Consider the following 19950-nt stretch of genomic DNA (forward strand, 5'->3'; position numbering starts at 1 on the left):
AGTGAGGTCACCGCATCAAAACCCAACCTGATAAGCCCCCCATAGCAGGATAAAGCCACTGACCACGCTCAGCAAACCGGCCAGCCGCCGCGCCTGCTCGGGCAGTGACCGCAATGCCTCTAACATGCGCTCAATAAGCGAAGGGGCCAGCGCATAGGCCAGCCCCTCTACAATCAATACCAGCCCGAAAGCCAGAAGGATCAGCCCCATTATTCGGAGGCCGCAGCAGCCGGAGCTTGCCGTCCGGTTGGCGAACCGAGGTAGTTGAAGAACTCGGAATCCGGGCTCAGAACCAACGAGCTATTGCCGCCCTGCAACGCATTCTCATACGCGGTCAGCGAACGGTAGAATTCAAAGAACTCCGGGTCCGCGCCATAGGCTTCCGCAAAGATCGCGTTACGTTCGGCGTCCGCTACACCACGGGTGATTTCGGCCTCACGACGTGCATCTGAAACTAGTTCGACCACCGTCCGGTCAGCTTGCGCACGCACACGCTGCGCCGCCTCGTTACCACGGGCACGTTCGTCTGTTGCTTCACGCTCCCGCTCGGCCTTCATGCGATCGAAGGTCGCCTCAAGGTTGGCCTGTGGCAAGTCGGTCGCCTTCAATCGCACGTCGATTACAGTCACGCCCAGCGCCTGAGCTTCGGCAATCGCGCTGTTTCGGATGCGCAGCATCAGCGCCGCACGGTCCGAGCTCAGGATGTCACGGGACGAAACCGAGCCCAGCACTTCGCGGGTTTCAGCCCGCAAAATACGATCCAGACGATCCTCGGCAACCGGGATACCGCCGACACCAACGGCCTGACGGAACTGATTCAAATCTGAAATCCGGTAACGTGCGAATGCATCGACAACCAGACGCCGATCGTCCAGAGGGGTCACCTCAAGGGGCTGTACATCAATAGACAGGATACGGTCGTCATAGCGGACAACTTCTTGAATCACCGGGATTTTGAACGCCAGACCGGGGTCTTCCTTGACCGCGACGACACGACCAAATTGCAAGACCAGCGCGCGTTCACGTTCATCCACGATGAAGATCGAAGACAGGCCAACGACGCCAAGGATCACGACAAGAATGAGGATAATGGGTGATTTACGCATCAGTTGCTCTCCCCGGCAGGGCTACGACGCAGCTCGTTCAGCGGCAGATAGGGCACAACACCCTGCCCTTGCCCGGATGAGTTCTGGTCCAGAATTATTTTGTCAACGTCACCCAGAATCTGCTCCATACGCTCCAGATACAGACGCTTACGCGTCACATCGGGTGCTTTGGAGTATTCTTCCAGAACTGCGCTAAAGCGGCTGGCTTCACCCCGCGCACTGTTGATCTGTTGGGCACGATAACCTTCCGCCTCTTCCAGAACCTGCGCAGCTTCGCCGCGCGCTTCTGCCAACACCTTGTTCGCATAGGCATCGGCTACGTTCTGCAACCGGTCCCGTTCCTGCGCAGCAGCTTGAACGTCGCGGAAGGCGGCGATCACATCCTGAGGCGGGTCGGCTTTGTCAAAGTTCACGCGGACAATGTTGATCCCTGAATCATAGCTGTCCATTGTGGACTGGATCAGTTCCTGCAAGCGATCCGCGATAACACCACGATCCCGGTTCAGGATCGGTGCAAGCTCGCTTTGAGCGATAATCTCGCGCATCGCTGATTCCGACACCGCACGGATCGTTTGGCGCGGATCACGCAGGTTGAACAGGAACTTCGCAGGGTCGTTGATGTTCCAGACGACTTGATAGTCGATATCGACCACGTTTTCGTCGCCGGTCAGCATCAAGCCATCATCGCTGCCGCGCGCGCCGCCCATATCTTCGTTCTGTTCACGGGTGACCGGGATGACTTCGGCGGTAACGAAAGGCCAGGGCGCAAAGTTTAGACCCGGATTTCCGACGGCCGAGAATTCGCCGAGGAACAACTCAACCGACTGTTCTTCGGGCTTGACCGTGTAAAAACTGGCCGCCCCCCACAATACCGCCGCGACGACGACACCAATAAGAACCGTACCTTTTGTGAAGATGGGGCCACCGCCGCCAGAGCCCTGACCGTTGCCACCTCGGCCTGAACCGCCGCGGCCGCCCATAAGGACGCGCAGCTGTTCCTGGCCTTTCTTCATCAGCTCATCAATCTCGGGGATCTGCGGACCATCGCCTTCGGGGGGCTTGCGCCCATCACCGTTGTCACCCCGATTTCCTCCGCCGCCCGAGGAGCCTCCGCCCCCCCAGGGGCCGCCGCTATTGCCCGCCATATGTATCTATTCCCTTGTGTTGGACCGTGTGATCACGGGTTCCCTTGTAACTTGTGTGCGCGCGGTTGCAAATCAAGCAGTGCGCACAGGTTGCCGCATTGTTACCAATTCCTCTGCCATCACCGGATGAACGGCAACCGTGCGGTCGAAATCTTCCTTGGTTGCGCCCATTTTGACGGCAATGCCAGCCAGCTGGATCATCTCACCCGCGCCCGGCGCGACGATGTGGCAGCCCAAAACTTTACGAGTCGCCTGGCTGACGATCAGCTTCATCAACACGCGCTGCGTTCCACCGGCAAAGGCTTTTTGCATTGGCTTGAACGATGTCGCGTAAACCTCAATCGGTTCCTGTGCCGCGCCTTCTTCTTCGCTCAGGCCCACGGTGCCGAATTCTGGTTGGGTGAAGATCGCGGTCGGGATCAGTTCATGATCCACAGGCGTCGGGTTGCCTTTGAACACGGTTTCGACAAAGTCCATCCCCTCGCGGATCGCGACGGGTGTCAGGTTCACGCGGTCGGTCACGTCGCCGATGGCATAGATCGAGGGTACGCCAGTCTGGCTGTACTCATCCACCACGATCTCACCTTTGCGGCCACTTTCCACGCCCAGCGCCTCGAGGCCCAGATTATCCGCATTCGGGGCACGCCCGGTGGCGTACATGACCACGTCGAACTGATCCTCGGTGCCATCGGTGGCCTTAACGCGGATCTTGTCGCCTTCTTTGGTCATTTCCAGCACATTGGTGCCCAAACGAACATCGATGCCGTTCTGGCGCATCTCTTCGCAGATCAGGCCACGTGCTTCTTCGTCGAAGCCACGCAGGATTTGCGCACCGCGATAGAACTGAGTGGTCTGGACTCCCAACCCGTTCATGATTCCGGCAAACTCGCTGGCAATGTAGCCGCCACCGACGATCAGAATGCTTTCTGGCAGCTTCTCAAGGTGGAAGATCTCGTTCGACGTAATCGCTAAGTCCGATCCCGGGAACTCGGGCACGACCGGACGACCGCCTGTGGCGATCAGGATGTGCTTGGCTGTCTTGCGTGTCCCATCTGCCAATTCGACCGTATGTGGATCGACTATGGTTGCACGTTGATCAAAGCTTTCGACGCCGTTGTTTTTCAGGATATTGCGGTAGATGCCTTCAAGCCGGTCCAGTTCAGTCACCAGCTTGCCGTGAAAAGTATCCCAGTTCAAAGCACCGGCCTGAATGTCCCAGCCATAGGCTTGCGCATCACCGACCATACCAGAAAACTCGCTGGCGAAGACCATCAGTTTCTTGGGCACACAGCCCCGGATGACACATGTGCCGCCGTAACGGTCTTCTTCGGCCAGCCCCACCTTGGCACCGTTCTCACCAGCTGCCACACGTGCGGCCCGGACCCCGCCTGAGCCTCCGCCGATTACGAACAGATCATAGTCAAAGCTCATTTGTCCTGCCTCTTCCAAATTTCCGCAAGTGCCCGCAGGCCTTGCATGGGGTGTACTCTATCTCGCGCTGCTGTCCAGAGTGATCGCCGGGGCGCCGGCCTCTTCGATTTCTCGAACTTGCGCAGGGAACCGCTGCAGCGTTGTGAACAAACGCCCAGATATGGTTGCTTTTGTTTTATTCAACGACGGCCTCCGCGTCTCGGATTGGTCAAACCAAGTGCCAACTTGTACGTGTCCCAAATCGTTCGCGGTCACGACTTCACTCAAAACAATGTAGCGTCCGAATAAAACGAGTGAAGAAAAGCGATTTGTGTCTGCTCCGCTTAATCCGCCAGATCCGAGAACAAGTTCTCGCCTGCCTCCACCGCCTGATCAAGTTCGATCGTTCCATCGTTGATATCGCGCAGCTCGACCCGACCATCGCCGTGGCCGATCACAACTTTGTCACAGATGTCGATGAACAAACCATTCTCGACCACACCCGGGACCTGATTAAGCACCAGCGCCAGTTGCCTGGCATTTCCGATGCGCTGAAGGTGGAGGTCCAGAATGTGATTGCCCTCATCCGTGACAAACGGCGCCTTTCCGTTCATGCGCAGCGCGGCAGAAGTGCCCAGAACGTCCATCGTATCCAACGCCTCTTGGATCAGCGTTCGCGTAGTCTGCCAGCCAAAAGGGATAACCTCGACTGGCAACGGGAATGCGCCCAGCGTTTCGACCTCTTTACCGGCATCTGCAATAACGATCATCTGATCGCTTGCCGTGGCAACGATCTTTTCCTGCAGATGCGCGCCGCCCCCACCTTTGATCAGGTTCAGATCGCCGTCAAATTCATCCGCGCCGTCAATGGTCAGGTCTAGCCAACCCGCCTGATCCAGCGAGACAACCTCGATCCCTAACTCACGGGCCAGTTGCGCGGTACGGGTTGAGGTCGGAACAGCCTTGATCCGCAAACCTTCCTGCTGCACCCGCTCTCCCAGACGGCGGACCATCCAGGCGGCCGTTGATCCGGTGCCCAGCCCAACGCGCATCCCGTCCTGAACTATATCGGCGGCCCGTCGCGCCGCGACAAATTTGGCTTTGTCTATGGGTGACAAATCTCCGGTCATTGTTGCATTCCCCCTTGGTATTGCGGAATTTATACGGAATGTCCGATCCAACTGCGAGCGCCAATTCGCCGATCCAGCGGGCCAACTTGTCGCGAAACTACGCGTTTCCTATTGGAAACGTCGCAATCGAGACGTTCGACATCCCTGCTGGTGTATAAATACAGCCCATGAACGCGCCCTACAGATTGCACTTTGCCCCCGACAATGCCTCTCTGGTGATCAGACTGGTGCTGGAAGAGATGGGCCTGCCTTATGAGACGGCTTTGGTGGATCGTCGGCAAAACGCACAGGATGGCGCGGCTTACAGGGGGTTGAATCCGAACGGCCTGATCCCGGTTCTTGAAACGCCACTAGGTCCGATCTTTGAAACAGCCGCCATCCTTTTGTGGCTGGCAGATACACATGCGCAACTGGCTCCCGCCTCTGACAACCCGGATCGGTCTGCGTTCCTGAAATGGCTCTTTTTCGCATCGAACACTTTACATGCCGATCTGCGCATCCTGTTCTATGCCGAAAAATACATCGACACGGCACAGGCCGAAACCTTGCGCAACGGTATTCGCCCGCGCCTGCGCCAACATCTTCGGGTTCTGGATGACGTTGCTAAAACTGCGCCCAGCTGGTTGCACGCCGATCAGCCCTCGGTCCTTACATACTACCTTGCCTGCCAGATGCGGTGGATGTCCCTTTACCCGGAGCGCGCTGATCGCAGTTGGTATCAATTGGCGGATACGCCTTACCTGCAATCCATTCTGATGCGCCTGGAAAACCGTCCCGCAACCCGGGCGGCCATCGCGGCCGAGGGGTTGGGGGTTACCCCCTTCACCAGTCCATCTTATGCTCACCCTCCAGAAGGCTCTGCTACCTGATATGTTCTTGTCTGTTTTTGATATGTTCAAAGTGGGCATCGGCCCGTCCTCGTCACACACAATGGGGCCGATGGTTGCCGCCGCACGGTTTCTGGACCTGATGCGCGCCTCGCCGTTTGAATTCGCCGGTCTTCGCGGATCGCTGCACGGATCGCTGGCTTTTACTGGCGTAGGTCATGCAACAGACCGGGCTACGATCCTTGGACTGGCCGGGTTTGTTCCTGACACCTATGACAACGACAAGGCCGAGGCCGCGTTGGCCGCTATTGCTGAAACGCACTCAGTCACGCCCGAGGGGTTGCCGACCCTGCAATTCGATCCAAAGGCCGATCTGATCTTTGACTACGACCACAACCTGCCCGGCCATGCCAATGGGATGATCCTGATGGCCACCGATGCGCAGGGCGACGTGATCCTGCGGCAGGTCTATTATTCCGTAGGCGGCGGTTTTGTCCTGACCGAGGAAGAACTGGCCGAAGGCAAAGCCACCAATGACGGCCCAGCAGTACCCTTCCCGTTCCACTCGGCGGCCGAAATGCTGGAGATGGCAAACGTCAGCGGCAAAAGCATCGCCCAGATGAAGCGCGAAAACGAAATCGCGCGGGGCTGTGCGGACAGTTTCGCCAAAGGCACCGCCCGGCTTTGGGAAGTCATGAACAACTGTATCGAACGTGGACTGAAGACGGATGGCATTCTGCCCGGCGGCCTGAAAGTGCGCCGCCGCGCCAAGGGCATCCACGACGCGTTGTTGGCCGAACGGGGTATGAACTTGAACGCGCCGCACACCATCAACGACTGGATGAGCGTCTATGCGATGGCGATAAACGAGGAAAACGCGGCTGGCGGGCAAGTCGTCACTGCGCCCACAAACGGGGCAGCTGGTACGATGCCTGCCGTACTGCGCTATTACCTCGACCACGTTCCGGGTGCCTCGGAAAGCCATATCGAGGACTTCCTCCTTACGGCAGCGGCCATTGGCGGGCTGGTCAAATACAACGCCTCGATCTCGGGTGCAGAAGCCGGTTGTCAGGCCGAAGTTGGCAGCGCCTCGGCAATGGCTGCAGCGGGCCTCTGCGCTGTGATGGGTGGTACGCCCGAGCAGGTCGAAAACGCCGCCGAAATTGCATTGGAGCATCATCTGGGCATGACCTGCGACCCGGTCGCTGGTCTGGTGCAAGTTCCTTGCATCGAACGCAACGGTTTGGCGGCGATCAAAGCCGTCTCGGCTGCTTCACTTGCGCTGCGTGGCGATGGGAAACACTTTGTACCGCTGGATTCAGTGATCGAAACCATGCGCCAGACCGGCCATGATATGCATGAGAAGTACAAGGAAACGTCTCTGGGCGGGTTGGCCGTAAACGTGCCAAACTGCTGACAGTGACAGCAATGGAGGTCAACGATGCAAGGACATTGCCTGTGCGGCACCATCCGCTACGAGGTTGATCCTCCGGTCCTGTCCTGCGTGAGCTGCCATTGCGATAGTTGCCGCAGGCAATGTGCGGCCCCGATGACGACCTATTTTGGCGTGCGCGACGGGCAATGGCGCTGGACTGGCGAGCCGCCGAAAACCTTTAATTCCTCGCCCGGTGTCGAGCGCAGCTTTTGTCCCAATTGCGGCACGCCGATCTCGTTTCGATCCCAAGCCATGTCGGACGTGCTGCATCTGTATGTCGCCACATTAGAGGATCCCAATCAATTGCAGCCCACGCTGCACGTGGCCCACGAAGAACGGCTGGATTGGCTGAAACTGGACGACGACCTGCCCGTCTGCATCGGACCCGACTACACGAAGGTGCAGCCGATTTCATAGACGCTTTCAACCGGGTGCCAAAACCCGTAGCGTCGCCGCATGACCCAGGATCGTCCCGTCTTTGGCATCTTCTTGATGCTGTGTTTTTGCGTGCTTGCACCGATGGGCGATTCCATCGCCAAGCTGCTGGGCGAGACGACACCGGTCGGCGTTCTGGTGTTTATTCGCTTTGCCGTTCAGGCGTTGATCCTGATACCTTTGGTGGCCCTGACCAGGCGGCACTGGCGCATGCGTGGACGTCTTGTGTGGCTGGCGTTCATCCGAACGGTTCTGCACATCGTCGCTATCGCGGCAATGTTCAGCGCACTGCAATACTTGCCGCTGGCGGACGCAGTCGCCATCGCCTTTGTCATGCCCTTCATCATGTTGTTGCTGGGCAAGTGCGTGCTGGGTGAAGAGGTTGGTATGCGCCGCCTGATCGCCTGTGTTGTCGGGTTCGTGGGCACTCTGCTGGTCATCCAGCCCAGCTTTGTTCAAGTTGGCGCCGCCGCTCTGTTACCCTTGGTCGTTGCAATTGTCTTTTCCCTTTTCATGTTGGTGACACGACAGATTTCCAAGGAAACCGACCCGATCGCCTTGCAGGCCGTGTCCGGAGTGATGGCGACGGTTCTGCTGCTGCCGGTTCTGGCGCTTGGAACACTCGGCAATATTTGGGAGCTGTCCTTCATCGTTCCCGAGCGTGAAAGTCACCTGCTGCTGATCGGGATCGGTGTCCTGGGCACTGTCGCGCATTTGTTCATGACGTGGTCGTTGCGCTATGCGCCGTCCGCCACGCTGGCCCCCATGCAGTATCTTGAGATCCCAGTGGCGACGTTCTTTGGCTGGTTGATCTTCCATGACCTTCCGGATGGCATGGCCGCTGTCGGCATTGGCATCACCGTCGCCGCAGGCCTGTATGTCATTCTGCGCGAGCGGGCCAGCGCCCGGTCTGCCCCGACAGAAACGCCTGCATAACCTGATCCAGGGCGTATCGCGGCACCATCACCAGCAATCCCGGCCCATCCACCGTCAGTTCAACATCCGCCAGCGCGCGGTTGGATGTGCCTACCTGCCCGCCTGGTTCCATCACCAAATCGTCGATGGGCCACTCCAGCCCTCTGCTGGTACCGGTTACCCGTTGGAACGGAAACAGTGAAACGACATCGCCGGGTTTGATACTAAGGGAAACCCGCGGCGGCGCGTGAAAGACGACCTCAGTCTCACCCAATAAGACGCAGGGGCGATCCTGCCTCTGGACCAATGTGTTAAGAACAGCAAGCTGATGATCCAGCCTCCCGCCCAGGAACCCGGCCCCCAACACGACAGGCGCTTCGATGCTGCGCAGAGCCTTATCAAAATCCGTGCTGTTTTGTTCCCGTATGGGATACAACCGGTCCACCGGAATTTGGTCTTTGTGCAGGCTTTTCAGCGAATCAAAATCGCCAATCACGGCATCCGGAATGCGACCCGATTCTACCAAAGGGGTGGCCCCACCATCGGCCGCCACAACCGTCTTGGCGCGAATCAGCATCACATTTAGGTCGTCAGGGCCGATTTCCCCGCCTCCGACCAGTGCAATTGGCTCAAATGACCGCACAATTGGGCGATTTTTACTTAGATTGATCATTTTTCCCGGATTTGGACACATTGAGACCACAAAATGATAGGTTCATGCAGAGAGTTCAGAGCCAATGGGTGTGCCTGCATAAGGTGGTTGGCTCTCGTAGTTTGTAGAGGACGTGCGTCTGATGGTACAGAACAACAAGGTATTGACCGTTTCTTATGGAACCTTCTCCTGCACTTTGGAAGGATTCGACGATTCATTCGAAACGATGAAGGCAATCGCTGAATACTTCCGTGATCTTTCTGCCGATGATCGGTATTTTGGTTCTGAACCCCCGCAACCTGACGCAGAAATGCTGACCCGGATCGCACGGCGCGACGCCGCAAAACATGTAGAAGCCAGCCAGAGCGATTCCGGCCTGTTGCTGCGTGCAACCCAGCAGGCTGCAAAGCCAGCCCCTGCTGCGGCTCCAACCGCTGCGCAAGCAGACACCCATGTGATGAGCCACAGTGCCACCCCCCCTGCACAACGGGCCGACTCGTTTTTCGCTGACGCCGTGCCGGTCGAAAGCGCGCCTGCCCCGGCTGCGGACAGCATTGCCGCCAAACTGCAGCGCATCCGCGCCGTCGTTTCGCATTCCGAAGAAAACTCGGTGATTTATACAGAAGACGAGGACGCAAGCCTGGGTAGTCAGCCAGCTGCACCGATGGATGCGATCGCCGCCGCGTTTGAGGCAGGCTCGCTCGACGCATCGGACCTTTCGGAAACGGACAAGCCCGACGCAGCTGTTGAACCGATGGCGCCGGCTTTTGAAGCAGAAGAAATCGCGGATACCCCCGCCGTGGCAGCGCCAGCGGCAGAGGCCGAAGCAACGGAAGAACCGGTAGAATCCGTGCAGCCATTCTCGATGCAGCAGGACGCAGATTATGAAGACGAGGAAGAGGCGCCCACGCCATCGGCACTGTTCACCGATCTTGAAGAAACGGCCGAAACCGATGAGCCCGGCAATATCCTGAGTGAAGAGACCGAAGAGGATCAGATCGAAGAGGTCGCAGAGACCCAAGAGGGTTATCTGACCGCCGAGGATGAGGCCAATGTTCTAAGCGAGATTTCGAAGGTCGAGGCCGCAATGGACGGTCAATCATCGAACGAAAATGCCCTGGATCAGGATTTGTCCCGCCTGATGGACAAGGCCGACAGCCAGATGGATGACCCGGCGACCAGCACGCAGCGCGAAACCTATTCGCATCTGCGCACGGCCGTCGCCGCAACGGAAGCTGAGCGCGAGGACCGGCCCCAGCAAGAAGAGTCCGAGGAAAGCGGATATCGCGGCGATCTGACCTCGGTCGTCAGCCCGCGCCGCCCCGAGATTCAAGTCACCAGCATGCGCCCTCAGTCGGACACCTCGTCGCCGCTGAAACTGGTTGCGGAACAGCGTGTCGACGCAAGGGAACAGGACTCCGGACCAGTGACCCCGCGCCGCGTCACGTCCAAGTCAGAAGACGAAGCAGGCGACTCCAACGAAGAAGGTGGTTTTGCCCTGTTTGCACAGGAACAAGGCGCACAATCGCTGCCCGACCTGTTGGAAGCTGCAGCCGCCTACTTGTCGTTCATCGAAGGTCAGGAACAATTCTCGCGCCCGCAGTTGATGAACAAGATCCGCTCGCTCAAGCAGGATGACTTCAACCGTGAAGAAAGCCTGCGCTCGTTCGGTCAATTGCTTCGGGACGGCAAGATCGAAAAAGCCGGTGGAGGTCGCTTCGCTGCATCAACGCAGATCGGGTTCCGTCCTGACGATGAGCGCGCCGCAGGCTGAATTTAAGAATCAAAAGAAAAAGGGGCCGATGCAATCATCGGCCCCTTTTTCTGTACAGGAAAAGAAGCGCCCTCTCAATCTTGCGACTGATCCGGGTCTGCTTGCCCAACGCCTTTGAACACGAACTTGAAGGGCAAGGCCCACACGATGCCCAGACCGACATAGACCAGCAGCTCAAGCCAGATCGGCGGGCGATCAAGCCAGTTCACAACCGTCACCACAGCCACGATATAAAGCGGCAATCCAATCAGCAAAAGCGCCAGAGACCAGCGGCGGCGCGCCTTATAGCTGAGGCCTTGTTTCTGTTCCTCTGCCATCAGTCTGCAAACGGGTCTGTCACCAGTATGGTGTCATCCCGCTCCGGGCTGGTGGACAAAAGGGCGACGGGACAATCGATCAGCTCTTCGACCCGGCGCACATATTTGATGGCATTGGCCGGCAGATCCGCCCAGCTGCGCGCCCCTTCGGTGGATTCGCTCCAACCCGGCATCTCTTCATAAATCGGCTTGCAGCGCGCCTGTTGGTCGGCGGCGGTCGGAAGATAATCCAGACGTTCTCCGTCCAGCTCATAGCCAACGCAGATCTTCAGGGTTTCAAATCCGTCCAGAACGTCCAGCTTGGTCAGTGAGATACCGTTCACACCGCTGGTCGCGCAGGTCTGGCGCACCAGGCAGGCATCGAACCAACCACAACGACGTTTGCGGCCTGTGGTCGTCCCGAACTCGTGCCCGCGCTCACCAAGCCGCTGACCATCGTCGTCGTCCAGCTCGGTTGGGAACGGCCCCTCGCCTACACGGGTTGTGTAGGCTTTGACGATACCCAGAACGAAGTCAATCGAACCGGGACCGATTCCAACGCCTGTTGATGCCTGACCGGCAATGACGTTGGACGAGGTTACAAACGGATATGTACCGAAGTCGATATCCAACAGCGCCCCCTGTGCGCCCTCGAACAGGATTCGTTTGCCAGCCTTGCGCTTTTCGTTCAGCACTTTCCAGACCGGCGCGGCAAAGGGTAGGATTTTTGGCGCGATCTCTTTCAGCTGGGCAATCAGTGCATTTCGGTCAATTGGCTCCAGTCCAAGCCCGTTTCGCAGCGCATTGTGGTGAACCAGAGCGCGATCAACTCGCAATGCCAGCGTTGCATCGTCAGCCAGATCAGCCACTCGGATCACGCGGCGGCCAACCTTGTCTTCGTAACAAGGACCAATTCCGCGACCGGTCGTCCCGATTTTCGCAACCGAGTTTTGACTTTCACGTGCCCGATCCAGTTCCCCGTGGAAGGGCAGGATCAACGGTGTGTTTTCCGCAATCATCAGGTTTTCAGGGGTGATTTCAACGCCCTGCGCCTGGATGGTTCCGATCTCTTTGATCAGGTGCCATGGGTCCAGAACGACACCGTTGCCGATAACACTCAACTTACCGCCACGCACAACACCCGACGGCAGCGCGTGCAGCTTGTATACTTCTCCGTCGATGACCAGCGTGTGCCCGGCGTTATGTCCGCCCTGAAAGCGCGCAATCACGTCTGCACGCTCGCTGAGCCAGTCGACGATCTTGCCTTTTCCTTCGTCACCCCACTGGGCGCCGACAACAACCACATTGGCCATATCCGGTCCTTTTGCGCTGAGTTATCAAACTCGGCTCGTATAACGGGGGGAAAGCGACAGGGAAACCGGTAATTCGACGCATGCAGAGATCGTGCTGCGCACGATGCCTCCGGCGGGGATATTTTTGGCCAGGTGAAGAAACGGATCCCCCGCTTCATCTGGCGGAAGATACCCCCGGGGGAAGTGCCCGGCACGGGCAACGAGTGCAGAGCCCCCTACCCCTTGGCCAACCGCACCGGCTGTCCATGGGAGGTGGTCAAATAAGCCTCTTCCCACTTGTCGCGAAATTGGACCACTTCATCTGGAGCTGCGACACCTTGCTCGGCCAAAAGCGCCTCGAGCGTTTCCAGCCAGGCAAAAAAGTAGTCATCCCCACCATTAAGTTCACGATCCAAACCGTTCCGCTTCAAGGTGGCCGAAAAGCGCGCCGCCCAATCCGGCCAGTCGAACCGTCCGGCCTCGTTTAGAGCAACCGTCACAGCAAAGACCTGAGCGTGCCAAGGCTCTGCGAAGGCTGGCTCGGGGGCAGTATGAGTTATGCAGTCGCTCATGCGGGTTCCAGATAGCTTTGCCAAAGATCCAAAACAACTTCATCCTGCGGGTGTTCGGGATTGGCCCAAAGCTCGGATGCCGGAAAGACCACGGCATAAAGCGGCTCGGGGGCGTCCCCCAACCTATGAGCACTAGAGTCCGGTAGCACGTGCGTTCCATGGACCATCAAAATCCGCCCAGTCGCTCCGGCAGCGTAAGCGGGCAGCCGGGTATGTCCGCCGTCGACAAGGCGGTTCGCGGCTTGACGGGCGGTCACAACTTTTTGCCCCGGTTCAAATTTCACCCGCTCATATGAAGGGCGATCCGCAGGCCCGCCGCTGGCCAACACTTTCGCAACCGCGTCAGACTTCAGCACGCGGCTTGCCAGGGGGTGATTGTCGCCGTCTGTCTCGCCGCGCAGATCCTCATCTGTCAGCACGCCTGTTTCGACGAGAAGGTCCGCAAGCCCCGAAATCCATTTCTCGTAATAAGAAAAACGGGCGTAGTCCTTAGGCGACAATCTCTCGCGCGCATGCCGGGATACGTCGATGTTCCACTGCCCAAGCGATCCCGCTGCCAGTGTTACGGCCAATGCCCTTGCATGCCAGTCTTCGGCAAAGACCGGGGCATCTTCGGGTTCAGGGAGCACAGGCCCATCGCCAAAGCGCCCGCCCATATCGTGAACTCGGGTCATGATGGCACCTTTGGCAGGCCGGTTCCGATCATGCTGTCGCGCGTGACCAGCGCCGCCAACTCGTCTTCTGTTAAGCCATCTGTGTCTTCTGGCCGCATCGGAAGCACAAGGTATCGCACCTCGGCCGTCGAATCCCAAACGCGAACTGAGGAAGTTTCGGGCAGGGTCACACCAAATTCCGCCAGAACCTTGCGCGGCTCACGCACAGCCCGCGCCCGATAGGCATCGGATTTGTACCAACCCGGCGGAATACCAAGCAGCGGCCACGGGTAACAGCTGCACAGGGTGCATACGACCATGTTGTGCTGTTCAGGGGTATTTGCGACGACAACCATGTGTTCGCCCTGACGCCCGTAATAACCCAGATCGGCGACAACCGATGTGGCATCTTTCAGTAATGCGGCTTTGAAGTCCAGGTCGGTCCAGGCTTTGGCAACGACCCGCGCGCCATTCTGAGGACCGATCTTGTTCTGATAGGTATCAATAATTTCATCCAGCGCCGCCGGATCGATCAGACCTTTGCGAGTCAGAATCGTTTCCAGCGCCTTTACCCGCAGCGCAGGATCAGGTGGCAAAAGAGTGTGCGGGTGGTCGTGATCATCATGTGGCATGGCCGCAGCCTGCGCGAGGTGCGGCCATGCTGTCCAGTCCCTTTGCCGTGATCCGGAACATCACCGTTCTTGATGCCAACTCCTCACTTGCCCCCGCTGGCAAACTTGCATAAGTACCACGCGATACACGCCACGCTGTACAGGAACACCATGGAAAACGTCGTTCTCATCATCCACCTCCTCCTGGCCCTTGGCCTGATTGCCGTTGTTCTGATGCAGCGGTCCGAAGGCGGTGGCCTTGGCATGGGCGGCGGGGGTGGCGGCGCCATGACCGGACGCGCCGCAGCGACTGCTTTGGGCAAGGTGACGTGGATCCTGGCCGCTTGCTTTATCGTGACATCAATCACGCTGACAATTTTGGCTGCACAAAAATCCTCGGGCAGTTCGGTGATCGACCGTTTGGGCGTTCCGGCCCCGGCACCGACCGAGGAAAGCACACCTGCGGTTCCGTCGGCTGACGATCTGCTGCCTCCGGCAGATGGCGACAACGCGCCGCTGATCCCACAAGCCAACTGATCCACAAAACCTAGAAACCTGAAAGAGAACTGCAACAGCATCTTGCGGTTCTCTTGCGCTATTGGCGCGAATCCTTTATATGTGAAGTCCCGTGGTGCAGCGGTTTTTCGGAACCGTCGGGCAGCTGATTTTGACGTCTCACGGGAGCAGCCGAAAACATGGCGCGTTTTATTTTCATCACTGGTGGTGTGGTTTCGTCTTTGGGCAAAGGACTGGCTTCGGCGGCTTTGGGCGCGCTGTTGCAGGCCCGAGGGTATTCGGTACGTCTGCGCAAGCTGGACCCCTATCTCAACGTTGACCCCGGCACGATGTCGCCGTTCGAGCATGGCGAAGTGTTCGTGACCGATGACGGGGCCGAAACCGACCTGGATCTTGGTCACTACGAACGTTTCACCGGTGTGGCAGCGCGCAAGACCGACTCGGTCAGTTCAGGTCGGATTTATTCCAACGTACTCGAGAAGGAGCGCCGCGGCGACTATCTGGGCAAGACCATTCAGGTGATTCCGCACGTCACCAACGAGATCAAAGACTTTATTTCGATCGGTGAGGATGAGGTCGATTTCATGCTGTGCGAGATTGGCGGCACAGTCGGCGATATCGAAGGCCTACCCTTCTTTGAGGCCATCCGTCAGTTCAGCCAGGATAAGCCACGCGGCCAATGCCTGTTCATGCACTTAACCTTGCTGCCTTACATCAAGGCCTCGGGCGAATTGAAAACCAAGCCGACGCAGCACTCGGTGAAAGAGCTGCGCTCAATCGGTCTGGCCCCTGACATTCTGGTCTGTCGCTCCGAGGGTCCCATCCCGGTCAAAGAACGCGAAAAGTTGGCGTTGTTCTGTAACGTGCGCCCCGACAGCGTGATCGCGGCACAGGATCTGTCGACCATTTATGACGCCCCGCTGGCCTATCACCGCGAAGGATTGGATCAGGCGGTTCTGGATGCGTTCCAGATCAGCCCTGCCCCCAAGCCCGATCTGGCCAAATGGGAAGACGTCAGCGACCGCATCCACAATGCCGAAGGCGAAGTCAAAGTCGCCATCGTTGGAAAATACACTCAGCTTGAAGATGCCTATAAGTCGATTGCCGAGGCCCTGACCCATGGCGGTATGGCCAACCGGGTTCGCGTCAAGGTCGAGTGGGTCGATGCCGAGGTATTTGATACCGAAGACGCAGCCCCGCATCTGGAAGGCTTCCACGCGATCCTCGTTCCCGGTGGATTTGGCGAACGCGGCACTGAAGGCAAGATCAAAGCCGCGCAATACGCGCGCGAACACAAAGTGCCCTACCTGGGAATCTGCCTTGGTATGCAGATGGCTGTAATCGAAGCAGCCCGCAACGCCGCTGGCATCACAGAGGCGGGCTCGGAAGAGTTCGACCACGAAGCGGGCAAGAAACGTTTTGAACCTGTTGTTTACCACCTGAAAGAATGGGTGCAGGGCAACCACAAGGTCGAACGCAAAGTTGGTGACGATAAAGGCGGCACCATGCGTTTGGGCGCCTATGACGCGGTACTGGCCGATGGCTCGAAAGTGGCAGAGGTGTACGGCGGAACCAATATCGAAGAACGCCACCGGCACCGTTATGAGGTGGACATCAAGTACCGCGACAAGCTGGAAAAAGCTGGCTTGAACTTCTCGGGGATGTCTCCCGATGGCCGTCTGCCGGAAATCGTAGAATGGTCGGACCATCCGTGGTTCATCGGCGTACAGTACCATCCGGAACTGAAGTCCAAGCCATTTGATCCACACCCCCTGTTCCGCGACTTTGTGCGCGCAGCGAAAGACACCTCACGCCTCGTTTAAGAGCTATCTGTGTCGGACTGTCACCCCGCATTGTTTTGTGGGGTGTAACCTCCTAACTATTTGAACAAGCAGGTCCACCTGCCGTGCACCATGGATGCAGTTCAACGATTTAGGAGTTTTCAGATGAGCAACGCGACAACGATCACAAACCTCCAACAAGCGCTTCACATGGAAATGACCGCAGCGCATCAATACCAGCTGCATTCGCATGTACTGAACGATTGGGGTTTGGACATCCTGGCCGAGAAGATGCGCGGCGAGATGCAGGAAGAGTTGGGGCACTCGGATGCCTATATCGAACGCATCCTGTTCCTGGGGGCCAAACCGGAGCTTGAGCTTCAGAAAAGCCCCAAGGCGGCCGACAGTCTGGAAGAGATGTTTACCGCGGACCTGAAGGATGAAATGGAAGCCATCGATTTCTACACCCAAGCTGCGGCACAGGCGGCTGAGGCCGGTGACGTGGGAACCCGAACCCTGTTTGAGCGAATTCTGCTGGAAGAAGAAGGTCACAAGGCGTGGCTGGAGACCGAATTGTCGCTGCTCAAACGATTGGGTGAGCCGGCGTTCAGCGCTCGATACGTGTCGAGCACAGCCGGCGAAGACTGACTCCTCAGCAACTGATCTCACCATGTCGAAGGATTCGGGCCAACAAATGTTGGCCCATTTTCGTTCGTCACCGCAAAGTGACGGTGTGCGGCCAAAAAACACTACTCGGGCACAGTTCCAAGTGGTTACTGTTAAGTAAATGATGACAGGAGAGGCCCAAATGACCGATCAAATCCAAAACGCAGAAACCTTTGCGGCCCTGCACAAAAAGGGCGATCCGGTCATCCTTTTTAACATCTGGGACGCTGGCAGCGCCGGTGCCGTGCGGGATGCAGGCGCCATGGCATTGGCGACCGGCAGCGCGCCAGTGGCAATGGCGCAGGGGTTTGGCGACGGCCAGAATATCCCCTTGGATGTCGCCCTGGACAACGCCCGCCGAATCGTCAGTGCCGTTGATCTTCCTGTCTCATTGGATTTCGAAGGGGCCTATGCCGAGGACGCGGTGGGGGTTATCGCCAATGTCCAGAACGCGCTTGAAACAGGTGTCGTTGGCTTCAACTTCGAAGACCAGATTGTCGGCACCAAGGACCTATACGACATCGAAACCCAAGCCGCCCGCGTTGGTGCGATGCGCGAAGGGTGTGACGTCGCTGGCGTCCCTGCTTTTATCAACGCCAGAACGGACATCTTCCTGAAGGCTGCGCCGGAAACGCATGACGAGGCGATGCTCGACGATGCGATGGCCCGCGCCAAAGCCTATGCCGACGCGGGTGCCAACGGATTCTTTGCACCCGGCCTCAAGGATGAGGACATGATCGCCCGGCTTTGCGAATCGACTGATCTACCTGTGAATATCATTGCCCTGCCCGGGACGCCGGATACCGCGACGCTTGCGTCGCTGGGCGTCGCCCGGATCAGTTATGGGCCTGTGCCGTATCGGAAGATGCTCGGCTGGCTGCAGGAACAAGCGAAACAGGCGCTGCAGTCAGGCGCCTAGCCAGCGGGTAGATACCGATACAAGCGGATACCGGCAAAGTTGTGACCATTCAGGGCTATGACGGGTAGTCAGCGCTTGGCGGGCCACAAAATATGGAATAACCTCGCGGCATGTTGAAAAAATTCCTTCAGGCGTTTCGCCCGCCACAGCACGACCATTTGCCCGATCCTGACGCCGAACTGGCTTTGGGTGCTTTGATGGTGCGCGTGGCGCAGGCGGATCGGGATTACAAACTGGAAGAAATCAGCCTGATCGACCGCATTCTTGCGCGGCTCTATCAGCACAACGCGATCGAGGCCGCCAAGGTCCGCGCCACCTGCGAAAAATTGCACGCCGCCGCGCCAGACACCGATACATTCGGCAAGTTGATCCGCGAAACAACCGACCTGCAGGAACGTCTGGCCGCGCTGGACGCTTTGTGGGAGGTCGTTCTGGCCGATGGCAATTCGGACGAAGGCGAAATGAAGATCGTCGAAGAAGCCCGCATCGCCATGGGCCTGAGCTTTAAAGACAGCCAAGAAGCGCATGAACGGGTACAAACGCGCTTGGAACAGAAGTAGTCCGCTTCTATAACCAATTCATGTTCAGCGATTTTCTGTCCCGGCTCACGCAGCCGCAGCCCGACCCACTTGCCGATAACGACGCCCGTTTGGCCCTTACGGCCCTTCTGGTTCGCATCGCCAGATCCGACAACGACTATGCCGACACGGAAATGGCCCGAATCGACCGGATTTCGACGGAACGCTATGGCCTGTCCCCTTTTGAGGCCGCAGCCCTTCGCGCTAGCGCCGAGGATCTAGAAGCCGAAGCCCCCGATACTGTCCGCTTTACCCGCGCGATCAAAGAGGCTGTCGCTTACGATGACCGATTGGCCGTGGTTCAGGCGATGTGGTCGGTCGCACTGGCCGATGGGCATCGGACCGGCGAAGAAGACTCGCTGCTGCGCCTGGTGGTCAGCCTGCTGGGTGTCAGCGATGTCGATTCTGCCCTGGCCCGGCAAAAGGCAGCCAAATCGTGATTGCAATGCTGGGCATGTATGACATGCCCGCGCTGCAACCAGCCAATGATCGGTTCTGGTCGTTGATTCGGGCGCATCTTGGTTTTGGCCCCACGCACCTGACACGTGGCGCCGACGTTTGGGATATCTGGCATAGCCCCGACCTTGTTTTCTCCCAAACCTGCGGCATGCCTTACCGCACCCTATTGCACGGTAAAGTTCAGCTTGTTGGTACGCCGGACTACGGTTTGGCAGGCGGTCCGCCAGGATACTACCGGTCTGTTATCGTGGCCCGAAAAGACGATACCCGCGATCTGGATCAGCTTGCCAACGGCACCTTTGCATACAATGAGGCGCTTTCTCAGTCCGGTTGGGCTGCGCCCATGGTTCATCTGTCACGTCACAGCCGCCTTCCAAGTTCCGTGTTGGAAACTGGCGGTCATGCCTTTTCTGCAGCCGCTGTTGCGGAAGGCCGCGCGGATTATGCCGCGCTGGATGCGCTTACGTGGGAATTGCTCAAGGAACACTCGAATTTGGGCGCTGAGCTTCGCGAGGTCGCAGCAACGGAACCTTCGCCTGCCCTGCCCTACATCACGGCCAACGGTCAAGATGCGCCCCAGATTGCAAAGGCGGTTCGTGCAGCCATCAACGATCTTTCCCCCGCTGACCAAAAGATGTTGCACTTGCGCGGTCTGATCGACATTCCGGCCGAGCATTACCTTGCCGTTCCCGACCCGTCCCCTGAGGCTGCCAAATTGATCGATCCGTGACCACTTTGGTCAGAACGTCTGATCAATTTGACAGTTTGTGGCCCGTTC

Annotated in this window: 23 protein-coding genes; 12 read left to right on the forward strand and 11 right to left on the reverse strand. The window is 58.1% G+C overall.

The features are described 5' to 3' along the window. Window positions 1-15: 15 nt before the first annotated feature. The 5 genes from AC2FJC_RS05980 to rpiA all read right to left on the reverse strand — a co-directional run bounded on the left by AC2FJC_RS05980 (window position 16) and on the right by rpiA (window position 4791). A complete protein-coding gene (locus tag AC2FJC_RS05980) occupies window positions 16-210 on the reverse strand; it encodes a DUF2065 domain-containing protein (protein ID WP_113788722.1) in 195 nt (64 codons plus the stop codon). Further along, on the reverse strand, window positions 210-1106 hold the full coding sequence (gene hflC / locus AC2FJC_RS05985) for a protease modulator HflC (protein ID WP_282118761.1): 897 nt from the start codon (window positions 1104-1106) through the stop codon (window positions 210-212). The genes AC2FJC_RS05980 and hflC overlap by 1 nt, the downstream gene beginning before the upstream one ends. After that, on the reverse strand, window positions 1106-2251 hold the full coding sequence (hflK, locus tag AC2FJC_RS05990) for an FtsH protease activity modulator HflK (protein WP_108858948.1): 1146 nt from the start codon (window positions 2249-2251) through the stop codon (window positions 1106-1108). The genes hflC and hflK overlap by 1 nt, the downstream gene beginning before the upstream one ends. A gap of 72 nt (window positions 2252-2323) precedes the next feature. Beyond that, window positions 2324-3682, reverse strand: coding sequence for a glutathione-disulfide reductase (gene gor / locus AC2FJC_RS05995; protein ID WP_496738795.1), 1359 nt, complete (start codon window positions 3680-3682; stop codon window positions 2324-2326). 323 nt (window positions 3683-4005) lie between these two features. Then, window positions 4006-4791 carry a ribose-5-phosphate isomerase RpiA gene (gene rpiA, locus AC2FJC_RS06000; protein ID WP_496738796.1) on the reverse strand — a complete coding sequence of 262 codons (786 nt, stop codon included), beginning with the start codon at window positions 4789-4791 and terminating at the stop codon, window positions 4006-4008. Between the two features lie 167 nt (window positions 4792-4958). Here rpiA and AC2FJC_RS06005 point away from each other — a divergent pair, with 167 nt between their 5' ends. The 4 genes from AC2FJC_RS06005 to AC2FJC_RS06020 are packed head-to-tail and all read left to right on the forward strand — an operon-like array spanning window position 4959 to window position 8424. Then, window positions 4959-5660 (forward strand): glutathione S-transferase family protein, encoded by a 702-nt coding sequence (locus tag AC2FJC_RS06005; RefSeq protein ID WP_496738797.1) that lies wholly within the window; start codon window positions 4959-4961, stop codon window positions 5658-5660. A 1-nt stretch (window position 5661) separates the two neighbouring features. Then, the gene (locus tag AC2FJC_RS06010; RefSeq protein ID WP_496738798.1) at window positions 5662-7035 is read left to right on the forward strand and encodes an L-serine ammonia-lyase; all 1374 of its coding nucleotides are present in this window, start codon (window positions 5662-5664) and stop codon (window positions 7033-7035) included. Window positions 7036-7059: 24 nt separating this feature from the next. After that, on the forward strand, window positions 7060-7470 hold the full coding sequence (locus tag AC2FJC_RS06015) for a GFA family protein (protein ID WP_082636958.1): 411 nt from the start codon (window positions 7060-7062) through the stop codon (window positions 7468-7470). A 39-nt stretch (window positions 7471-7509) separates the two neighbouring features. Next, window positions 7510-8424 carry a DMT family transporter gene (locus AC2FJC_RS06020; protein WP_496738799.1) on the forward strand — a complete coding sequence of 305 codons (915 nt, stop codon included), beginning with the start codon at window positions 7510-7512 and terminating at the stop codon, window positions 8422-8424. On the opposite strand, the gene AC2FJC_RS06025 is transcribed toward AC2FJC_RS06020, so the two are convergent. After that, a complete protein-coding gene (locus AC2FJC_RS06025) occupies window positions 8369-9076 on the reverse strand; it encodes a thiamine diphosphokinase (RefSeq protein WP_496738800.1) in 708 nt (235 codons plus the stop codon). The genes AC2FJC_RS06020 and AC2FJC_RS06025 overlap by 56 nt on opposite strands. Before the next feature lie 121 nt (window positions 9077-9197). Between AC2FJC_RS06025 and AC2FJC_RS06030 the strand changes: the two genes are divergently transcribed. Continuing rightward, window positions 9198-10829, forward strand: a complete 1632-nt coding sequence (locus tag AC2FJC_RS06030; protein WP_496738801.1) for a hypothetical protein — start codon at window positions 9198-9200, stop codon at window positions 10827-10829. Window positions 10830-10903: 74 nt separating this feature from the next. Here AC2FJC_RS06030 and AC2FJC_RS06035 read toward each other — a convergent pair whose 3' ends face one another. The 5 genes from AC2FJC_RS06035 to nthA form a co-directional block, all read right to left on the reverse strand. Then, window positions 10904-11146, reverse strand: a complete 243-nt coding sequence (locus AC2FJC_RS06035; RefSeq protein WP_496719854.1) for a DUF2842 domain-containing protein — start codon at window positions 11144-11146, stop codon at window positions 10904-10906. After that, the gene (locus AC2FJC_RS06040) at window positions 11146-12438 is read right to left on the reverse strand and encodes an adenylosuccinate synthase (protein ID WP_496722134.1); all 1293 of its coding nucleotides are present in this window, start codon (window positions 12436-12438) and stop codon (window positions 11146-11148) included. Before AC2FJC_RS06040 ends, AC2FJC_RS06035 begins: the two co-directional genes overlap by 1 nt. Before the next feature lie 215 nt (window positions 12439-12653). Next, window positions 12654-12989, reverse strand: a complete 336-nt coding sequence (locus tag AC2FJC_RS06045; RefSeq protein ID WP_496738802.1) for a nitrile hydratase accessory protein — start codon at window positions 12987-12989, stop codon at window positions 12654-12656. Beyond that, the gene (nthB, locus tag AC2FJC_RS06050) at window positions 12986-13663 is read right to left on the reverse strand and encodes a nitrile hydratase subunit beta (RefSeq protein ID WP_496738803.1); all 678 of its coding nucleotides are present in this window, start codon (window positions 13661-13663) and stop codon (window positions 12986-12988) included. Before nthB ends, AC2FJC_RS06045 begins: the two co-directional genes overlap by 4 nt. Then, window positions 13660-14274, reverse strand: a complete 615-nt coding sequence (nthA, locus tag AC2FJC_RS06055; protein ID WP_496738804.1) for a nitrile hydratase subunit alpha — start codon at window positions 14272-14274, stop codon at window positions 13660-13662. The genes nthB and nthA overlap by 4 nt, the downstream gene beginning before the upstream one ends. 150 nt (window positions 14275-14424) lie before the next feature. Here nthA and secG point away from each other — a divergent pair, with 150 nt between their 5' ends. The 7 genes from secG (at window position 14425) to AC2FJC_RS06090 (ending at window position 19902) form a co-directional block, all read left to right on the forward strand. Then, window positions 14425-14790: a preprotein translocase subunit SecG gene (gene secG / locus AC2FJC_RS06060; protein WP_058276104.1), complete on the forward strand. Its 366-nt coding sequence runs from the start codon at window positions 14425-14427 to the stop codon at window positions 14788-14790. 158 nt (window positions 14791-14948) lie between these two features. Continuing rightward, entirely contained in the window at window positions 14949-16592 is a 1644-nt protein-coding gene (gene pyrG / locus AC2FJC_RS06065; protein WP_496722128.1) for a CTP synthase, read from the forward strand. A gap of 123 nt (window positions 16593-16715) precedes the next feature. Next, window positions 16716-17198 carry a bacterioferritin gene (locus AC2FJC_RS06070; RefSeq protein ID WP_480793114.1) on the forward strand — a complete coding sequence of 161 codons (483 nt, stop codon included), beginning with the start codon at window positions 16716-16718 and terminating at the stop codon, window positions 17196-17198. Window positions 17199-17358: 160 nt separating this feature from the next. After that, window positions 17359-18135, forward strand: a complete 777-nt coding sequence (locus tag AC2FJC_RS06075) for an isocitrate lyase/PEP mutase family protein (RefSeq protein WP_496722125.1) — start codon at window positions 17359-17361, stop codon at window positions 18133-18135. A 110-nt stretch (window positions 18136-18245) separates the two neighbouring features. Beyond that, window positions 18246-18695: a tellurite resistance TerB family protein gene (locus AC2FJC_RS06080; RefSeq protein WP_058276107.1), complete on the forward strand. Its 450-nt coding sequence runs from the start codon at window positions 18246-18248 to the stop codon at window positions 18693-18695. Between the two features lie 20 nt (window positions 18696-18715). Beyond that, window positions 18716-19153 carry a tellurite resistance TerB family protein gene (locus AC2FJC_RS06085; protein WP_496722123.1) on the forward strand — a complete coding sequence of 146 codons (438 nt, stop codon included), beginning with the start codon at window positions 18716-18718 and terminating at the stop codon, window positions 19151-19153. After that, the gene (locus AC2FJC_RS06090) at window positions 19150-19902 is read left to right on the forward strand and encodes a phosphate/phosphite/phosphonate ABC transporter substrate-binding protein (RefSeq protein ID WP_496738805.1); all 753 of its coding nucleotides are present in this window, start codon (window positions 19150-19152) and stop codon (window positions 19900-19902) included. The genes AC2FJC_RS06085 and AC2FJC_RS06090 overlap by 4 nt, the downstream gene beginning before the upstream one ends. The last annotated feature ends 48 nt before the right edge of the window (window positions 19903-19950 follow it).

The sequence above is a fragment of the Ruegeria sp. CDSB117 genome, assembly GCF_059611005.1.

What these genes read in the sequence shown, in the direction of transcription:
- AC2FJC_RS06010 (WP_496738798.1), top strand. Translation starts at nt 5,662, where the DNA reads ATGTTCTTGTCTGTTTTTGATATGTTCAAAGTGGGCATCGGCCCGTCC.
- AC2FJC_RS06005 (WP_496738797.1), top strand. Translation starts at nt 4,959, where the DNA reads ATGAACGCGCCCTACAGATTGCACTTTGCCCCCGACAATGCCTCTCTG.
- AC2FJC_RS06015 (WP_082636958.1), top strand. Translation starts at nt 7,060, where the DNA reads ATGCAAGGACATTGCCTGTGCGGCACCATCCGCTACGAGGTTGATCCT.
- AC2FJC_RS05980 (WP_113788722.1), bottom strand. Translation starts at nt 210, where the DNA reads ATGGGGCTGATCCTTCTGGCTTTCGGGCTGGTATTGATTGTAGAGGGG.
- AC2FJC_RS06040 (WP_496722134.1), bottom strand. Translation starts at nt 12,438, where the DNA reads ATGGCCAATGTGGTTGTTGTCGGCGCCCAGTGGGGTGACGAAGGAAAA.
- AC2FJC_RS06020 (WP_496738799.1), top strand. Translation starts at nt 7,510, where the DNA reads ATGACCCAGGATCGTCCCGTCTTTGGCATCTTCTTGATGCTGTGTTTT.
- secG (WP_058276104.1), top strand. Translation starts at nt 14,425, where the DNA reads ATGGAAAACGTCGTTCTCATCATCCACCTCCTCCTGGCCCTTGGCCTG.
- AC2FJC_RS06035 (WP_496719854.1), bottom strand. Translation starts at nt 11,146, where the DNA reads ATGGCAGAGGAACAGAAACAAGGCCTCAGCTATAAGGCGCGCCGCCGC.
- AC2FJC_RS06070 (WP_480793114.1), top strand. Translation starts at nt 16,716, where the DNA reads ATGAGCAACGCGACAACGATCACAAACCTCCAACAAGCGCTTCACATG.
- nthA (WP_496738804.1), bottom strand. Translation starts at nt 14,274, where the DNA reads ATGCCACATGATGATCACGACCACCCGCACACTCTTTTGCCACCTGAT.
- AC2FJC_RS06085 (WP_496722123.1), top strand. Translation starts at nt 18,716, where the DNA reads ATGTTCAGCGATTTTCTGTCCCGGCTCACGCAGCCGCAGCCCGACCCA.
- gor (WP_496738795.1), bottom strand. Translation starts at nt 3,682, where the DNA reads ATGAGCTTTGACTATGATCTGTTCGTAATCGGCGGAGGCTCAGGCGGG.
- hflK (WP_108858948.1), bottom strand. Translation starts at nt 2,251, where the DNA reads ATGGCGGGCAATAGCGGCGGCCCCTGGGGGGGCGGAGGCTCCTCGGGC.
- AC2FJC_RS06045 (WP_496738802.1), bottom strand. Translation starts at nt 12,989, where the DNA reads ATGAGCGACTGCATAACTCATACTGCCCCCGAGCCAGCCTTCGCAGAG.
- AC2FJC_RS06030 (WP_496738801.1), top strand. Translation starts at nt 9,198, where the DNA reads ATGGTACAGAACAACAAGGTATTGACCGTTTCTTATGGAACCTTCTCC.
- rpiA (WP_496738796.1), bottom strand. Translation starts at nt 4,791, where the DNA reads ATGACCGGAGATTTGTCACCCATAGACAAAGCCAAATTTGTCGCGGCG.
- AC2FJC_RS06025 (WP_496738800.1), bottom strand. Translation starts at nt 9,076, where the DNA reads ATGATCAATCTAAGTAAAAATCGCCCAATTGTGCGGTCATTTGAGCCA.
- pyrG (WP_496722128.1), top strand. Translation starts at nt 14,949, where the DNA reads ATGGCGCGTTTTATTTTCATCACTGGTGGTGTGGTTTCGTCTTTGGGC.
- AC2FJC_RS06075 (WP_496722125.1), top strand. Translation starts at nt 17,359, where the DNA reads ATGACCGATCAAATCCAAAACGCAGAAACCTTTGCGGCCCTGCACAAA.
- nthB (WP_496738803.1), bottom strand. Translation starts at nt 13,663, where the DNA reads ATGACCCGAGTTCACGATATGGGCGGGCGCTTTGGCGATGGGCCTGTG.
- AC2FJC_RS06080 (WP_058276107.1), top strand. Translation starts at nt 18,246, where the DNA reads ATGTTGAAAAAATTCCTTCAGGCGTTTCGCCCGCCACAGCACGACCAT.
- hflC (WP_282118761.1), bottom strand. Translation starts at nt 1,106, where the DNA reads ATGCGTAAATCACCCATTATCCTCATTCTTGTCGTGATCCTTGGCGTC.